This is a genomic window from Paraburkholderia silvatlantica (genome assembly GCF_003096715.1).
GTDB classification, from domain to species: domain Bacteria; phylum Pseudomonadota; class Gammaproteobacteria; order Burkholderiales; family Burkholderiaceae; genus Paraburkholderia; species Paraburkholderia silvatlantica.
On the sequence record NZ_QEOL01000009.1, the window covers coordinates 200,107 to 214,913 of the forward strand.

Annotated in this window: 14 protein-coding genes; 4 read left to right on the top strand and 10 right to left on the bottom strand. The window is 66.9% G+C overall.

What is annotated here, in order from left to right; translation table 11 throughout:
• Window positions 1-106: 106 nt before the first annotated feature.
• From C7411_RS14790 to C7411_RS14810, 5 genes are all read right to left on the bottom strand, one after another.
• Window positions 107-538 carry an Hsp20/alpha crystallin family protein gene (locus tag C7411_RS14790; RefSeq protein WP_110385018.1) on the bottom strand — a complete coding sequence of 144 codons (432 nt, stop codon included), beginning with the start codon at window positions 536-538 and terminating at the stop codon, window positions 107-109.
• Between the two features lie 250 nt (window positions 539-788).
• Window positions 789-1,535, bottom strand: a complete 747-nt coding sequence (gene phbB, locus C7411_RS14795; protein ID WP_110385019.1) for an acetoacetyl-CoA reductase — start codon at window positions 1,533-1,535, stop codon at window positions 789-791.
• A complete protein-coding gene (locus C7411_RS14800) occupies window positions 1,525-2,076 on the bottom strand; it encodes a hypothetical protein (RefSeq protein ID WP_110385020.1) in 552 nt (183 codons plus the stop codon). The genes phbB and C7411_RS14800 overlap by 11 nt, the downstream gene beginning before the upstream one ends.
• Window positions 2,077-2,476: 400 nt before the next feature.
• A complete protein-coding gene (locus C7411_RS14805; RefSeq protein ID WP_110385021.1) occupies window positions 2,477-2,938 on the bottom strand; it encodes a universal stress protein in 462 nt (153 codons plus the stop codon).
• Between the two features lie 222 nt (window positions 2,939-3,160).
• The gene (locus tag C7411_RS14810) at window positions 3,161-4,147 is read right to left on the bottom strand and encodes a zinc-dependent alcohol dehydrogenase family protein (RefSeq protein ID WP_110385072.1); all 987 of its coding nucleotides are present in this window, start codon (window positions 4,145-4,147) and stop codon (window positions 3,161-3,163) included.
• Between the two features lie 339 nt (window positions 4,148-4,486).
• Here C7411_RS14810 and C7411_RS14815 point away from each other — a divergent pair, with 339 nt between their 5' ends.
• Window positions 4,487-6,922 carry a phosphoketolase family protein gene (locus tag C7411_RS14815; RefSeq protein ID WP_110385022.1) on the top strand — a complete coding sequence of 812 codons (2,436 nt, stop codon included), beginning with the start codon at window positions 4,487-4,489 and terminating at the stop codon, window positions 6,920-6,922.
• A gap of 16 nt (window positions 6,923-6,938) precedes the next feature.
• Here C7411_RS14815 and C7411_RS14820 read toward each other — a convergent pair whose 3' ends face one another.
• Window positions 6,939-7,916 carry an acetyltransferase gene (locus tag C7411_RS14820; protein ID WP_110385023.1) on the bottom strand — a complete coding sequence of 326 codons (978 nt, stop codon included), beginning with the start codon at window positions 7,914-7,916 and terminating at the stop codon, window positions 6,939-6,941.
• A gap of 199 nt (window positions 7,917-8,115) precedes the next feature.
• On the opposite strand from C7411_RS14820, the gene C7411_RS14825 reads away from it, so the two are divergent.
• Window positions 8,116-9,783 carry a bifunctional aminoglycoside phosphotransferase/ATP-binding protein gene (locus C7411_RS14825; protein WP_110385024.1) on the top strand — a complete coding sequence of 556 codons (1,668 nt, stop codon included), beginning with the start codon at window positions 8,116-8,118 and terminating at the stop codon, window positions 9,781-9,783.
• A 46-nt stretch (window positions 9,784-9,829) separates the two neighbouring features.
• Here C7411_RS14825 and C7411_RS14830 read toward each other — a convergent pair whose 3' ends face one another.
• The gene (locus C7411_RS14830; protein ID WP_110385025.1) at window positions 9,830-10,231 is read right to left on the bottom strand and encodes a transposase; all 402 of its coding nucleotides are present in this window, start codon (window positions 10,229-10,231) and stop codon (window positions 9,830-9,832) included.
• Window positions 10,232-10,415: 184 nt separating this feature from the next.
• Between C7411_RS14830 and C7411_RS14835 the strand changes: the two genes are divergently transcribed.
• Complete coding sequence (locus C7411_RS14835; protein WP_110385026.1) at window positions 10,416-11,243, top strand: DUF72 domain-containing protein; 828 nt, start codon at window positions 10,416-10,418, stop codon at window positions 11,241-11,243.
• Between the two features lie 33 nt (window positions 11,244-11,276).
• Here the strand turns inward: C7411_RS14835 and C7411_RS14840 are convergent, their stop codons facing one another.
• Window positions 11,277-12,821 (bottom strand): RNA polymerase factor sigma-54, encoded by a 1,545-nt coding sequence (locus tag C7411_RS14840; protein ID WP_110385027.1) that lies wholly within the window; start codon window positions 12,819-12,821, stop codon window positions 11,277-11,279.
• Window positions 12,822-12,925: 104 nt separating this feature from the next.
• Window positions 12,926-13,159: a hypothetical protein gene (locus C7411_RS37040; protein ID WP_133253658.1), complete on the bottom strand. Its 234-nt coding sequence runs from the start codon at window positions 13,157-13,159 to the stop codon at window positions 12,926-12,928.
• On the opposite strand from C7411_RS37040, the gene C7411_RS14845 reads away from it, so the two are divergent.
• On the top strand, window positions 13,158-13,505 hold the full coding sequence (locus tag C7411_RS14845; RefSeq protein ID WP_110385028.1) for a BON domain-containing protein: 348 nt from the start codon (window positions 13,158-13,160) through the stop codon (window positions 13,503-13,505). The two genes, C7411_RS37040 and C7411_RS14845, sit on opposite strands and share 2 nt — an antisense overlap.
• A gap of 106 nt (window positions 13,506-13,611) precedes the next feature.
• Here the strand turns inward: C7411_RS14845 and C7411_RS14850 are convergent, their stop codons facing one another.
• Window positions 13,612-14,664: an aldo/keto reductase gene (locus C7411_RS14850; protein ID WP_110385029.1), complete on the bottom strand. Its 1,053-nt coding sequence runs from the start codon at window positions 14,662-14,664 to the stop codon at window positions 13,612-13,614.
• Window positions 14,665-14,807 lie beyond the last annotated feature (143 nt).

Consider the following 14,807-nt stretch of genomic DNA (forward strand, 5'->3'; position numbering starts at 1 on the left):
TACAGTCGTGTTTCGCTGTGTTACGTGCGGTATCTGAAGCAAAAAAGCGGTGCGCAACTGCACGATGTGCAGCTTGCGCACCGCTCGCTCACCCCCCTCTTCAGCCTTAGTTGATTTCGAGGCGCTTACTCGCGCCTGCAGCGCGCTTCGGTAGCGTCAGCGTCAGCACGCCATCCTTGTATTGCGCGCTCGCCTTTTCATCGTCGATTTCCGCGGCGAGCGTGAACGCGCGGCTCACGCTGCCCGCATAGCGCTCGCGACGCACCACGCGCTCGCCTTCCTTCAACTCGCTCCCGCGCTCGACTTTCGCGGCAATCGAAACGAGATTGCCATCGATTTTCACGTCGATGTCCTTGCGGTCGATGCCGGGCATTTCAGCCTTCACGGTGAAACCGGCCTCGTCTTCCGTCACGTCGATCCGGATACTGGCCGCCTGCCCTTGCACGCCGCCCGCAGCACGCACCGGCCGGAACAGCCCGTGAAACAGATCGGGCACACCTTCAATCGAAAACGGATCGTAACGCGAGATAGTGCTCATTGATGCCTCCATGGGCTGAACGTTTTGCGTATCCACGCAATGGCGATATTGCGTGGGATTCCTAAATTCCCCGCCAGTCGGTGCAGATGCATGACGCCTCTGCGGCTTACGACGGAGAATGGCCTGTAACGAAGCGCGCCGCTCGCGCGGCGCGGTCGCTGCCGCTTACCGTTCCAACATGAAGGCGCCTCGCGCGTTTGCAAGACCCTTTTTTTCCGCGTGCGAAATTTTTGTGTCGCAGCGCGGCGGGTCATTGCATGTGCATGCCGCCGTTGATCGCGATATCGGCGCCGGTGATGAACGCGGCGTCGTCCGAGCAGAGGAACGCCACCAATGCCGCGACCTCGTTCGGCTGGCCGAGACGGCCTACCGGAATCTGCGGGAGGATGCGCGCATCCAGCACGTCTTTCGGCACGGCTTCCACCATTTGCGTGGCGAGGTAGCCCGGCGACACGGTGTTCACTGTCACGCCTTTCTTCGCCACTTCCAGTGCGAGCGCCTTCGTGAAGCCATGCATGCCCGCTTTCGCCGCCGAATAGTTGGTCTGCCCGAAAGCGCCGCGCGAGCCGTTGACCGACCCGATATTGATGATGCGCCCGAAGCCGCGCTCGATCATGCCGGGCAAAAACGGCTTCGTGACGTTAAAGAGCGCGTCGAGATCCGTGCGCAGCACGGAATCCCAGTCGGCTTTCGACATCTTCACGAAGCTGCGGTCGCACGTAATGCCCGCATTGTTGATGAGCACGTCAACGTGGCCTAGATCGTCGAGCGCCTGCTGCGCCGCACGCTCGCAGGCGTCGCAATCGGCGACGTTCATCTGGTGGCAGCCGAAGTCGCGGCCCGCCGCGCGTTCGGCTGCAAGCCAGGCATCGGCGCGCGTGTTCGCCGCCGAGCAGGAAACCGCGACGGTCATGCCCGCGTCGTGCAGGCGCCGGCTGATCGCCTCGCCTAGTCCGCCCATGCCGCCCGTGACGAAAGCAACGCGCTTAGTGGCCATGCTGGCCTCCGCCCACGCTCGCGCCCTGCGCGCGGGCTGCGCCCGCCGCCTTGCCCGGATGAGCGGCGCCGTTGGCGGCGCCGCTCATTGCACGTTCGAAGGCGTTCATCCACTCGCGCATCGGCAGTGCGCCAGGCGCCCTGGACGCACCGGCTTGCGCGCCCGCGCAGGCCTCTTGCCACTGCTGAGTGAAGTCGCGCGCACTGTCGGACCAGGTACTCGCGCCCTGGATCGCCGCCGCGACACCTTCTTGCCAGAGCGTGGTGCTCGCGCCGAGATAGTCGCGCCAGACCGATTGCGTGGCGACCGCGAAGTCGGTCCAGTCGCGCGCGGTGCGCAGCGATTCGAGCAGACCTTCGACCGCCTCGCGGTCACGCGCGACGCGGCGCTGCTCCAGCTTCAACAGCTGCTCGCGCCATTGCTGCTGCCCGACGAGCAAGCGCAGCGCAGCCGACGTGTTGGCACGGTACGCGTCGAAAGAGGCGCCCACCGCGTTGCCTGGCGAGACGGCATCGAATGAGGGATGGGAAGCGGTTGCCATGGTCAATCTCCTCCTTATGTAGCTTTCGCCCGGCGCGGCCGGATACGTTTGCTGCCAAAGGGACCGCGGTGGACCGCGAAGGGACGCGGGCTGCGGCGAGCGAAATGAGAGCGCTTCACGCGCGACGATGGAGAACGGGATGCTTCGGAGTGCCGTGTGTTCGCAAGACAGCCGGCTCAAGCCAACATCATAGGCAGGAAGACGGCCTGCCGCGCGACGAATGGGCGATTTTGCCGCTTGATCGGCGTCACATTTCGAGATAGTTGATGCGCAGCGAATCAAGACCAGGCCTGCTATTGCGGGTATTTCGCGACGTATCCTAAGGGCGGTAGGGGCGGGAGCGCGGGTCGCCCGATCGCGCCCTCGCCGCTGACCGGCCGTTGGAACCGGGGCGCCCCGGTCAGGCGGCAGGCGCCTCTTCGTCGCGCACCAGCATCACCGGCCGGTCCGCCATGCGCAGGAACGATTCGGCCACGCTGCCGAGCAACAGGCGCTTCATGCCCGACAAACCACGCGTACCCATCACGACGAGGTCCGCGCCGTCCTCGGCGGCGATGCGCGAGATCACCGCGGCAATCTCCTCGCCGCTCGCATCCGCTGCGCGCGTGGAGCCCGGCACCTGAGCCTCGGCGAACACCCGTTTCGCTTCTTCGAGCGCCGCCGTGGCCGCGTCGTTTTCCGCCGAGTGGCGCGCCTGCTCCTCGGCGAAGCCCGAACTCACGTCCACGAGCCGCGCCGGATGCCGCACGACACACAGCGCCTGAACGGCACCGCCCGTCGCCTTCGCGATCTTCACGCCCTCCTCGAGCGCGCGCCGGCCGCTGCGGCTGCCATCGACCGCTACCAGAATCTGCTTGTACATCATGGACCTCCCGGGCGTTGCCCATGTTGCGCGGCATGATTGCCGCGCGCGTGCCGGGTAAGCGTCGCGCGCGGCGGACAGCCGGCCGTTGCGGGGCGCGCACCGGCTCCCGGCGCGCGCTATCTACATAAATCGTTGTAGCGCATTTGGGTACGGATGCGCGCCTTCGTCATTGCGACCCGTTGTCTCCCCGGCGCCGGCAGCGTGATCCACCTGACCCGTTCAGCGCATCGTCAACACCGCCGCTCCCGTGAGCCGTCCCTCGCGCAAATCGGCCAGCGCCTCGTTCGCGCGCGCGAGCGGGTACGGCGTGGTCTCGATTTCGAGCTTGTGTCGCGCGGCGATCGCCATGAAGGTCGCGCCGTCTTCGCGCGTGAGATTCGCCACGGAGACGATGCGCCGCTCTTCCCACAGCCATGCGTAAGGAAACGAAGGAATGTCGCTCATGTGGATGCCGCCGCACACGACCGTGCCGCCCTTCGCCAGCGCCCGCAGCGCCGCGGGCACGAGCGCACCGACCGGCGCGAACAGCAGGGCCGCGTCGAGTTCCTCCGGCGCGCGCTCGTCGCTGCCGCCGGCCCACGTTGCACCGAGACGCCGCGCGAACTGCTGCGCCGCAGCGTCACCCGGACGCGTGAAGGCGTAGACCGTGCGCCCCTGGTGGCGAGCGACCTGCGCAACGATATGCGCCGCCGCGCCGAAGCCGTAGATGCCGATGCGCCGTGCATCGCCCGCCATCGCGAGCGAGCGATAGCCGATGAGTCCCGCGCAGAGGAGCGGCGCGGCCTCGACGTCGCTGTACTGGCGCGGCAGATGGAAGCAGTAGCGGGCGTCGGCGACGGTGCGCGTGGCATAGCCGCCGTCGATCGTATAGCCGGTGAAGCCGGGCGCGTCGCAGAGGTTCTCGCGCCCGTCGGCGCAAAAGCGGCAATGGCCGCAGGTATGGCCGAGCCACGGCACGCCCACGCGGTCGCCGGGCGTGAAACCCGTCACGCCCGCCCCGATCGCGGCGACGGTGCCGACGATCTCGTGGCCGGGAATGACCGGCCTTTTCGGGTGATCGAGATCGCCGTCCACGACGTGCAGGTCGGTGCGGCACACGCCGCACGCGCGCACATCGATCAGCAGTTCGCCCGCGCCCGGCGCCGGGTCGGGCAGATCGGCTTCGCGCAGCCGCGGATTCTCGCCATCGAACAGCATTGCCCGCATCGCCATCCTCCTCGTCAGAACGCGGCTGACGCGCCGCATCGATCAGCATAAAGCCATGTTATGCAATCGGGCCGCGCGCTGCCGTGCATTGCGCGCTGCGGCGCAGCGACACGGCAGCCCACGGCCCGATGTGACTCACGGCCGCAGGACATCCACGCGTGGCGCGCCGCGCGATCGTGGCACCATAAGACATCCCACAGGACCACGAGGGCTGCCGCCCGGCCACGCGTGCGGAGTACGTCCGCCGTGCGGGCCGCTCGCTCGCGCCACGCGCGCCGTCGCGCCGCGCACGCAGTCCGCCTCGGTCCGCCTTCCGCCGCTGCGCAACCGGAGCCCCGCATGAACGCTGCCGACACCCCTGCCTACCCGCCGCTCTCCGACGACCTGCTGCGCCGCATGGACGCCTGGTGGCGCGCGGCCAACTATCTCTCGGTTGGCCAGATTTATCTGCTCGCCAATCCGCTATTGCGCGAGCCGCTGCAACTCGCGCACGTGAAGCCGCGCCTGCTCGGCCACTGGGGCACCACGCCGGGCCTGAACTTCCTCTACACGCACCTGAACCGCGTCATCAACGCACGCGATCTCGACGTGCTGTTTCTCGCGGGGCCGGGCCACGGCGGGCCGGCCGTCGTCGCGAACACCTGGCTGGAAGGCACCTACAGCGAGACCTGGCCGAACGTGCCGCTGGACGTCGAGGGCATGGCCGCGCTCTTCAAGCAGTTCAGCTTTCCGGGCGGTATTCCGAGCCACGTCGCGCCGCAAACGCCGGGGTCCATCCACGAAGGCGGCGAACTCGGCTACGCGCTTTCGCATGCCTACGGCGCGGTGTTCGACAACCCGGATCTGATCGTCGCCTGCGTGGTGGGCGACGGCGAAGCCGAAACGGGTCCGCTCGCCACCGCCTGGCACTCCAACAAGTTCCTCAATCCCGCCACCGATGGCGCGGTGCTGCCCATTCTCCATCTGAACGGCTACAAGATCGCGGGGCCGACCGTGCTTGCGCGTATCGGCGACGACGAACTCGCCTCGCTCATGAAGGGCTATGGCCACGAACCGATCTTCGTGGAGGCCGAGGAGCCGGACGTGGCGCATCGCCTGATGGCCGCCGCGTTCGACACGGCGTTCGACGACATCGCGCGCATCCAGAAGACTGCACGCGAACTCGCGGACGAACACGGCAACCTGCCGCCCGGCTACGTGCGCCCGCGCTGGCCGATGATCGTCCTGCGCACGCCCAAGGGCTGGACGGGCCCGAAGACCGTGGATGGCCAGAAAACCGAAGGCTCGTGGCGCTCGCACCAGGTGCCGCTCGCCAACATCTCGAAGCCCGGGCATCTCGCGCTGCTGGAAAGCTGGATGCGCAGTTACAAGCCCGAGGAACTCTTCGACGCGCAAGGCCGCCTCGTGCCCGACATCGCCGCGCTCGCGCCGCAAGGCGAAAAGCGCATGAGTGCGAACCCGCGCTCGAACGGCGGCGGCCGCGTGCGCGAGCTGCGCGTGCCGCCCTTCGAGCACCACGCCGTGGATGTGCCCGCACCCGGCCAGGTGGACGCCGAAGCCACGCGCGTGATGGGCGCGTTCCTGCGCGAAGTGATGCGTGTGAACGACGCCACGCACAACTTCCGCATCTTCGGGCCCGACGAAACCGCGTCGAACCGCTGGAGCGACGTATTCGACGTGACGTCGCGCACCTGGCTCGCGGAGGTCACGCCCGACGACATCCAGCTCGCCACCAACGGCCGCGTGATGGAAATCCTCTCCGAGCACACCTGCCAGGGCTGGCTGGAAGGCTATCTGCTCACGGGCCGCCACGGTTTCATGTCGTGCTACGAGGCGTTCATCCACATCATCGATTCGATGTTCAACCAGCACGCGAAATGGCTGAAGGTGATCCGCGAGATTCCGTGGCGGCGGCCGCTTCCCTCGCTCAACTATCTGCTCACCTCGCACGTGTGGCGCCAGGACCATAACGGCTTCAGCCATCAGGACCCGGGCTTCATCGACTATGCGGTGAACAAGAAGTCGGACACCGTGCGCGTGTATCTGCCGCCCGACGCCAACACGCTGCTCGCCGTGACCGACCACGTGCTGCGCACGTGGAACCGTATCAACATCGTCGTGGCAGGCAAGCAGCCGCAGGCGCAGTGGCTCGACATGGACGCGGCCATTCGCCACTGCGCGGACGGCATCGGCATCTGGCAATGGGCGAGCAACGATGACGGCGGCGAGCCCGACGTGGTCATGGCCTGCGCCGGCGACGTCCCGACCATGGAGACGCTAGCCGCCGTGGACCTGCTGCGCACCTGCCTGCCCGACCTGAAGATCCGCGTGGTGAACGTGGTCGACCTGATGACGCTCGAACCCGCCGACCGCCATCCGCATGGCTTGCCGGACGCCGACTTCAACGCGCTCTTCACGACCGGCAAGCCCGTCATCTTCGCGCACCACAGCTATCCTTCGCTGATCCACCGGCTCACGTACCGGCGCGCCAATCACGCGAACATTCACGTGCACGGCTTCATCGAGGAAGGCACGACGACCACGCCGTTCGACATGACGGTGCTCAACCGGCTCGATCGCTACCACCTGTGCGAAGCCGTGATCGACCGCGTGGACGGCCTCGCGCAGCGCGCGGCGCACCTGCGCCAGACACTGCACGACAAGCTGGCCGCGCACCGCCGCTACGTGGACGAGTACGGCGACGACATGCCCGAAATCCGTAACTGGCGCTGGCCGGCGCCGCGCGCCGCGCAGGGCTCAGGCGAAACGGCTTAACCGCGCCTTGTGCCGCTCATGCCGAAGCCGGCTTCGCGCGCCCGAACACGCGCGCGAACGCGGTGACGAACGCGTCGAGCCGGTTCGATTCGAGACAGTCGATGCCCGCCGCGCCTACCCGGCCGTTTCCGCCAGGGAACGCGCGGCAGAGTTCGTCCGCGCCGCGCGGTGCCTCGAGCGGCGCGCGCACGCTCACCGCGTAGTTGCCGTCCCCGTTCACGCTCAGCACCGCGTGAGCGCGCGAGGGTTCCTCGTTCGCGAGCACGTTGGCGAACACGCCGCGCACGCGGCGCGCCCATGGCTCGTCGGGCAACACGCAAACGCTGCCGTACTGGAGCGCGACGAGCGGCGCGATAGCCTGGGCCAGTTCGAGATCGCCGTGACGGCAACGGGCGAGCTGCCCGACGATGGGCTCCGACACAATGAAATCGAACGGGTCGGCATAAGGCTTCATCGCCGCGTACAGATCGAGCGGCGCGATCATGAGATCTTCGACGCAGTCGCCGTAAGCGTTGTAGTTGATCGACTCGCCAAGCTCGCGCAGCTGTCCGGCCTGCGCGGTGTCGAGCCCGGCCTGCTGTGCGAGCGCCTGCGCCGTGTCGCGCAGATTGTCGCCCCAGGCCGCCGCAATCGCCCACGGCCGGTAGCGGCCGGCGAGATGCCGGTCGACGAGCACGCTCGTGCAGACCTGCGCCGTGGTGTCGATGTGCGCGACGAGATTCCTGTTCACAGGCAGATCGCCGGCGTGGTGATGGTCGAAATATTCGATCGCGACGTCCTTCGCGAGCAGCGCGGTGAGCGCCTTGCGATTCACGTCGAACGAAATGTCGAGCACCGTGAGCGAGTCGCCTGGCTGGGCGCTCACGCGCTCGACGAGTGCGATGTCGCGCTTCGCGCCGGTGATGAGCGTCGCCTCGCGCGGCCTTGCAAGCCGCAGTTGATGCAGCGCGCAGATGCCGTCTGCGTCGCCGTTGAATACGTCGAAATGCGCCATGTCTCCGAGATTCCATTGGGTTGAACATGACAGTATCGCGCAGCCTCGGTGGATTACACAAAACGTGCAATCCGCCGAGGCCCATGCAGGCCGTTTCGATCAGGGCCTTGACATGCCGCGCAACGGTCTTCCCGCGCTGGCTCGCGCTATGCTGGCCTTCATGCGTATCGCCCCGTAGCCCACGATTCCCACGATAGCCATGCCGGAAACGCCGACCTCACGCCATGTCCTCAACCGTCAGCGCGCGGCGCGCCGCCACAGCCGCCTCGTGGACGCCGCGCTCTCGCGCGCCTGCACTTACGCGCACCCGGCCGGGCGCATCGTGCGCATCGAAACCCATATTTCCGTGGTGTTTCTCGCCGGGCGGTACGCGTACAAGATCATGAAGCCCGTCGATTTCGGCTTCGTCAATTTTGTGCGGCTCGATGCCCGGCGCCGCTGCTGCGAAGCCGAGATTCGTCTGAATGCGCCCTTCGCGGGATCGATTTATCGCGACACCAGCGAACTATTGATTGACGGTCGGCGCTGCAGGCTCAGGCGCGGCGGGCGCGGCAACGCCAGCGTCATCGACTACGCGGTTCGTATGCGCCGCTTCGATCAGCGTCTGCTGTTCTCGAACCTGCTCGCGCACGGCGAACTGGGCACGGCCGATATCGATGCGGCCGCAGTCAGCCTCGCCGCGAGCCATCGGCATGCGCGCCGGGCCGGACGCGGGCCGACGGCACCCGCGGCGCGCCTCGGCTCGGCAGCACTGCTGCGCGAACAGGTGCTCGCGGCGCTCGCGCCCCTCGAAGCGGATCCGAGCACGGCGCACGCGGTGGAAAGCGCCGCGTTGCGCGCAACTTGCGAAAGCGAACTCGCCCGTCTCGCGCCACACCTCGACGCACGCCGCGCAAACGGATTCGTGCGCGCCTGCCACGGCGACCTGCATCTCGACAACATCGTGCGGGACGGGCGGCGCGCGCTGATGTTCGATTGCATCGAGTTCAGCGACGCACTGCGCTGGATCGACGTGACCTGCGATCTTGCGTTCCTGCTGATGGATCTGCGCGCGCGTGGCCACGCGGCATATGCCCACCGTCTGCTCAATCGCTACCTCGACGCGACAGGCGAATTCACGGGGCTCGCTGCGTTGCGGCTTTATATCGTTTATCGCGCGCTGGTGCGGGCCCTGGTAGCGATGCTCAAGGCGCACTCGCCCGCGCGGTCCGACGCGCAAGCGAGCGCAGGCACCGCTTCGCGCTACCTGGCGCTCGCGGCCAGCGAAGCGCGCGCCATGCGCGAGCCCGCGCCCTGGCTTTTGCTGTGCCACGGCTTTTCCGGGTCGGGAAAGTCGGCTGCGAGCCGCGCGCTCGCCGAATTGAGCGGGGCGATCCGTGTGTCGAGCGACCTCGAACGCAAGCGGCTCGAACCCTTCGCGCCACCCTCGCTCGACGCCCTGCCGGCAAGCGCCTACACGCAAGCCGCGCTCGACGCGCATTACGAACGCCTCGTCGCCGATGTGCGCGACGTGCTGAACGCGGGCTATACGGCGCTAGTGGATGCGACGTTTCTCAAGGCGGCGCATCGCGCACGTTTCGCGGCGCTCGCGCGTGAGCTGAACCGGCCAATGCTGATCCTGAACTTCCACGCGCCGCAAGCGCGGCTCGCAGAACGTGTCGATGCCCGCGAGCACGGGCCGCGCGACGCTTCCGACGCCGGTGCCGACGTGCTCGCCGCACAGTTTGCGCAAGCGGATCCACTCGATGCGCGAGAGCGGCAACGCACCGTCGATCTCGATACCGACGTGGAAATCGAGGCGTTCTCGCGCGAGCGATGGTGGGCACCGCTGTTCGAACGCATGCGTGGGGAGGATGGGGAGATCTGATTCTGCGGCGCACACGTGATCGGCCGCGAAAAATCTGCGTGCCCGCTCACCGTTCCACGAAAGGCCGCGCGAGCGGCCAGCGCAGCGAGGACGCCACCGGAAAGCGCGGCTTGCGGCCGGCCGGCGCGCGCCACGGCTGCATGCGTGCGGCCATGGCCGCGCACAGGGCGAGGCCTTGCTCGCCGTGCAGACGCTCCATGGCGTGATGCACGAGACCGGCGTCGAACCACAGCTTGAAGCGGCGATGGCAGGTGCGGAAATCGGGATACTGCTCGGGCAGCTTCGACCAGACCGAACCGGTGACCAGAATCCAAAGAATGCCCGCGAAAACGTGACGCGGATTGTGCGCCGGACGACCGCGACGACCGTCAACGCGGATTTCGTGAAAGATGGGCGCGATGCTGCGCCACTGTGCATCGGTGAGTTCCGGAGATATGCGGGAAGACATCTGATGGTCCCTGTGAGGTTATCTGACACGAAAGGACTAAAGTAGCCTCACAACGAACAAGAAAATATCGGACTATGCCTAAAAATCGAGATGAACTCGCGAGTCCGGAATCCGCACGCTAACCCGCGGCCGCAGCCGGTGCTGCGCTACACTGCGCGATTCAGGCTTCGACGGCGGATTTCCCATGGCGCCTTCATCCACTTCAAAAGCCCGGCACGGCCGGATTCGCGTCGGCGTGGGCGGCTGGATCTATGCGCCGTGGCGCGGCGCGTTCTATCCCGGCGGGCTTGCGCAGCGCCGCGAACTGGAATATGCAAGCCGTCATCTCTCGACGCTGGAAATCAACAGCACATATTACGGCGCACAGCGCCCGGAAAGCTTCACGCGCTGGCACGACGAAACCCCCGAAGACTTCGTGTTCTCGCTCAAAGCCCCGCGCTTTGCGATGAATCGCCGTGTGCTGGCCGAAGCCGGGGCCACGATCGAGCGCTTTCTGAGTGGCGGCGTGCTGAACCTGCGCGACAAGCTCGGGCCGATCAACTGGCAGCTCACGCCAGGCAAGCGCTTCGATCCCGAGGACTACGCACGATTTCTCGAACTGCTGCCAGACGAGGCCGAAGGCCGCCCGCTGCGCCATGCGCTCGAAGTGCGCGACAAGAGCTTTTGCACGCCGGAATTCGTCGCGCTCGCGCGCAAGCACAAGGCGGCGATCGTCGTCAGCGGCGATTCCGGCTACCCGCTGATCGGCGATGCAAGCGCGCCGTTCGTCTACGCCCGCATCATGGGAACCGCGCAGGATCACCCGCAGGGCTATGCTCCCGCCGACCTCGACCTTTGGGCGGCGCGCGCGCTCGCCTGGTCGCGCGGCGAAACACCCGACGATCTCGCCACCTACGCGCAACCGCTCGCCGGGAAAGCCGGCCGGGACGTGTATCTCTACGTCATCAGCGGCTTCAAGGAACGCAACCCTGCGGCAGCGATGGCGCTGATCGAACGCATCGGCGCGAACTAGCCGCGCGCGCCGGAAATCGCCTTGAAGCGTGCCTCAAATCTGCCGACGCATTTCCGCCGCCGGCAACTTCATCATCTGCCGATACTTCGTGACCGTGCGGCGCGCCACCTGCACGCCCTGCTTTTCGAGTTCCTGCGTGAGAATGACGTCGGAAAGCGGATCGCGCGGATCTTCGGCGTTGATCATTTCCTTGATGAGCGCGCGCACCGCAGCCGCCGAGCACGTGCCGCCCGTTCGCGTCTCCAGCTCGCGCGGGAAGAAGCGCTTGAACTCGAAGATGCCCCGCGGCGTAGCCATGTACTTGTTGCCCGTGGCGCGCGAGACGGTCGACTCGTGCAGGCCCAGTTCGTCGGCGACGTCGCGCAGCAGCATGGGCCGCAGCGCGATTTCGCCGTACTGGAAAAACGCCTTCTGACGCGCGACGATGCACTCGCCAACGCGCAGGATCGTCTCGCAGCGCTTGTGCGCGTTGCGGATCAGCCAGCGCGCTTCCTGCAACTGCTGGGCAAGCGGCGAGCGGCTCGTCTGATCCGAGCGCGCGAACATCTCCGCATAGAGCTTGTGGATGCGCGCCCGCGGCTCGATGGCCGGGTTCACGCTCACCACCCACTTGCCGCGCACCTGGCGCACGATCACGTCAGGAATGACATAGCCGCCGTCCGCGCGCCCATAGTGATTGCCCGGTTTCGGATCGAGGCGGCGCACGAGCGCACTCGCGGCTTGCAGGGAGGCGGCGTCGCAGCCGAGCTGGCGCTGCAGCTCGCCGTGCTCGCGGCGCGCGAGGCGTTCGAGATGCTGCGAGACGATCTGCATGGCCAGTTCGCGATGCGGGGTGTCGTGCGGCATCGCCTCGAGCTGAAGCGCGAGGCATTCGGAAAGCGAACGTGCACCGATGCCGGGGCGATCGAGCGTCTGCACCACGCGCAACGCCACACGCAGGCGGTCTTCGTCTAGCGTTTCGCCCGGCGTGTCGCCCGCGCCCTCTCCGTCGGCGAGATCGGCGAGGTCCTGGCGCAGGTAGCCGTCGTCGTCGAGCGCCTCGATGACGATCTGCGTTGCGATCCGGTCAAGGTCGTCGAGCGGCGAGAGGCGCAGCGCCTCATGCAACTGCTCGCGCAGCGTGACCGGCACGCGCACCCAGTCGGAGGCCTCGGAATCGCCGTCCTCGCCGCCGCGATAGCTCGACGTGCGCAACGCGCCGGGCGTTGGCATCTCGGCGGTATAGCCCGAGCCTTCGTCGCTGTAGCTGGACTCGGCGTACGAATTCTCGGCGTAGGGGGACGTTTCCTGCGCCATGCCGGCATCGAGGCCGGACTCGCCCGTGCCTTCCGCCGCCATGGCGGGGGCTTCGCCCGCGGGCGAAGCCGCGGTGCCGATGCCCGCCGCGCCGTCGGCCGCTTCGGCAGCCTCGCCGGTCTCCGAAGCAGGCGGGACATATTCGAGGAACGGATTGGTGTCGAGCGCCTCGCGCAGCTCCTGCTGGAATTCGAGCGACGACAGTTGCAGCAGCCTCACCGCTTGCTGAAGACGCGGCGTGAGCGCCAGATGCTGGCGCGCGTGTAACGCGATGGAAGGCATGGCAATCCCGTTTTGTTGAATTGAGTGGTAACCCCCTCATGCAACAGCCATGCCAGTTTTTACAACGCACTGTTTTGAAACGGGATCGGCATTTGCAACGCAGGTTACACGAGCCTCTTTTCCGACCCCACCGTGGAGATTTTTACAACGGTGCGGAAAAAATTTTGCGCGTGCCGGTCGGGAAAACCGTGGCCGCGAGAATCGGCCGCGATCCCGCATAGTGGGCGCGCAAGCGGCTTCCAGCAGGCTTTCAACGTTGCGCGCAGCGAGCACGGACGCGGCGAGGTACGCATCTTGCGGACAGATGCCGCGACCACAACCAGAAAGGGAGTCACCATGAAGCGCATCCTGATCCTCAAGACCGCGGCTGGCGCCGCCTGCATGACGTTCGCACTGGTCGCCGGTGCGCAGACCACGACGAACGGCTCCGCGCCTGCGGCCAGTTCGGAATCCGTGGGCCAGCACGTTGACGACGCAACCATCACGACCAAGGTCAAGGCCGAACTGCTCGGCGCGAAGAACGTGAAGTCGGAGCACATCCACGTGAAGACGCGTAAGGGCGTGGTCTCGCTCACCGGCACCGTGCCGAGCGCCGAGGACCGCGACAACGCCAAACAGGTCGTGGAAGGCGTCTCGGGCGTGACCTCGGTGAAGAACCATCTGAAAGTCTCGGCGGCGAGCTGACCGGTCCGCCGGCAACCGGATCGATCCAGCCTCAGGCCAGACCGCGCCGGCGGCTTTCACCGCCGGCGCTTCTCATCCCCCTCTCCGTCCTTGCCTCATTCCCGCGTCACACCTCTTCCTGCCGCAATTGTCTGAGCTGCGCGCGCCGCTGCTCGCCCTGGCGCGCGAGCATCCAGCCCGGATACTCCGCGGGCAGTCCGCTCGCCTCGCCCAGCACGCCGAGCTCTTCGGCACTGAGCTTGACTTTCGTCGCGGCGATGTTGTCGTCGAGCTGGTCCACGCGTTTGGCGCCGACGATCACCGATGTGACCGCCTTCTGATGCAGCAGCCAGGCGAGCGCGATCTGCGCGACCGACACGCCTTTGGCCTGCGCGATCGGCCGCATCGCGTCCACGCAGTCCCATGCGCGCTCGCGGTTCACGGGCGGAAAATCGAACGTCGTGCGGCGGCTGCCCGCCTCGCCTTGCTGGTCGCGTCCGTACTTGCCGCTCAGGAGCCCGCCCGCGAGCGGACTCCAGACCATCAGGCCGAGCCCCTCGCTTTCCAGCATCGGCACGAGCTCGCGTTCGAGATCGCGCCCGGCGATGGTGTAATAGGCTTGCAGCGACTCGAAGCGCGCGAGCCCTTCGCGCTGCGCGATGCCGAGCGCCTTCACGATCTGCCAGGCCGCCCAGTTCGAAACGCCGGCGTAGCGCACATGTCCCTGCTGCACGAGCGTATCGAGCGCGCGCACCGTTTCCTCGATCGGGGTGACGGGGTCGAAGGCGTGAATCTGATAGAGGTCGATATGGTCGAGCTGCAGGCGCTTCAAGCTCGCCTTCACGCCGTCCATGATGTGATAGCGCGTGGCGCCGCGCTCGTTCGGCGACGCGCCCATTTCGCCGAACACCTTGGTCGCGATCACCACCTGCTCGCGCGGGATCTTGAGGTTCCTGAGCGCCTGCCCGGTGATCTGCTCGGAAACGCCTTGCGAGTAGACGTCGGCGGTATCGATGAAATTGACGCCTGCATCCAGCGCGCGGCCAACGAGCCGTTCGGCGTCGGACTGCTGGAGATCGCCGATCTGGTTCCAGATGCCGGCGCCGCCGCCGAAGGTCATCGTGCCGAGGCAGAGTTCGGAAACGAACAGGCCGGTGCGGCCCAGGGGGTTGTAACGCATGGTGTGACTCCGTCGTGGTTCGAGGGAAAGCCCAACGCGGCGAGGATACTGCGTTCGCGCCGCGCCTGCCCGACGGCCGCCACGGCTTGAAACGCCGCAAGGCGGCCGTACCTTCCTGCTTGCGCACCGCAACGCCCGCACCC

What these genes read in the sequence shown, in the direction of transcription:
- C7411_RS14835 (WP_110385026.1), top strand. Translation starts at nt 10,416, where the DNA reads ATGGCGCCTTCATCCACTTCAAAAGCCCGGCACGGCCGGATTCGCGTC.
- C7411_RS14810 (WP_110385072.1), bottom strand. Translation starts at nt 4,147, where the DNA reads ATGCGGGCAATGCTGTTCGATGGCGAGAATCCGCGGCTGCGCGAAGCC.
- C7411_RS14800 (WP_110385020.1), bottom strand. Translation starts at nt 2,076, where the DNA reads ATGGCAACCGCTTCCCATCCCTCATTCGATGCCGTCTCGCCAGGCAAC.
- C7411_RS14815 (WP_110385022.1), top strand. Translation starts at nt 4,487, where the DNA reads ATGAACGCTGCCGACACCCCTGCCTACCCGCCGCTCTCCGACGACCTG.
- C7411_RS14820 (WP_110385023.1), bottom strand. Translation starts at nt 7,916, where the DNA reads ATGGCGCATTTCGACGTATTCAACGGCGACGCAGACGGCATCTGCGCG.
- C7411_RS14830 (WP_110385025.1), bottom strand. Translation starts at nt 10,231, where the DNA reads ATGTCTTCCCGCATATCTCCGGAACTCACCGATGCACAGTGGCGCAGC.
- C7411_RS14790 (WP_110385018.1), bottom strand. Translation starts at nt 538, where the DNA reads ATGAGCACTATCTCGCGTTACGATCCGTTTTCGATTGAAGGTGTGCCC.
- C7411_RS14840 (WP_110385027.1), bottom strand. Translation starts at nt 12,821, where the DNA reads ATGCCTTCCATCGCGTTACACGCGCGCCAGCATCTGGCGCTCACGCCG.
- C7411_RS37040 (WP_133253658.1), bottom strand. Translation starts at nt 13,159, where the DNA reads ATGGTGACTCCCTTTCTGGTTGTGGTCGCGGCATCTGTCCGCAAGATG.
- C7411_RS14805 (WP_110385021.1), bottom strand. Translation starts at nt 2,938, where the DNA reads ATGTACAAGCAGATTCTGGTAGCGGTCGATGGCAGCCGCAGCGGCCGG.
- C7411_RS14850 (WP_110385029.1), bottom strand. Translation starts at nt 14,664, where the DNA reads ATGCGTTACAACCCCCTGGGCCGCACCGGCCTGTTCGTTTCCGAACTC.
- C7411_RS14845 (WP_110385028.1), top strand. Translation starts at nt 13,158, where the DNA reads ATGAAGCGCATCCTGATCCTCAAGACCGCGGCTGGCGCCGCCTGCATG.
- C7411_RS14825 (WP_110385024.1), top strand. Translation starts at nt 8,116, where the DNA reads ATGCCGGAAACGCCGACCTCACGCCATGTCCTCAACCGTCAGCGCGCG.
- phbB (WP_110385019.1), bottom strand. Translation starts at nt 1,535, where the DNA reads ATGGCCACTAAGCGCGTTGCTTTCGTCACGGGCGGCATGGGCGGACTA.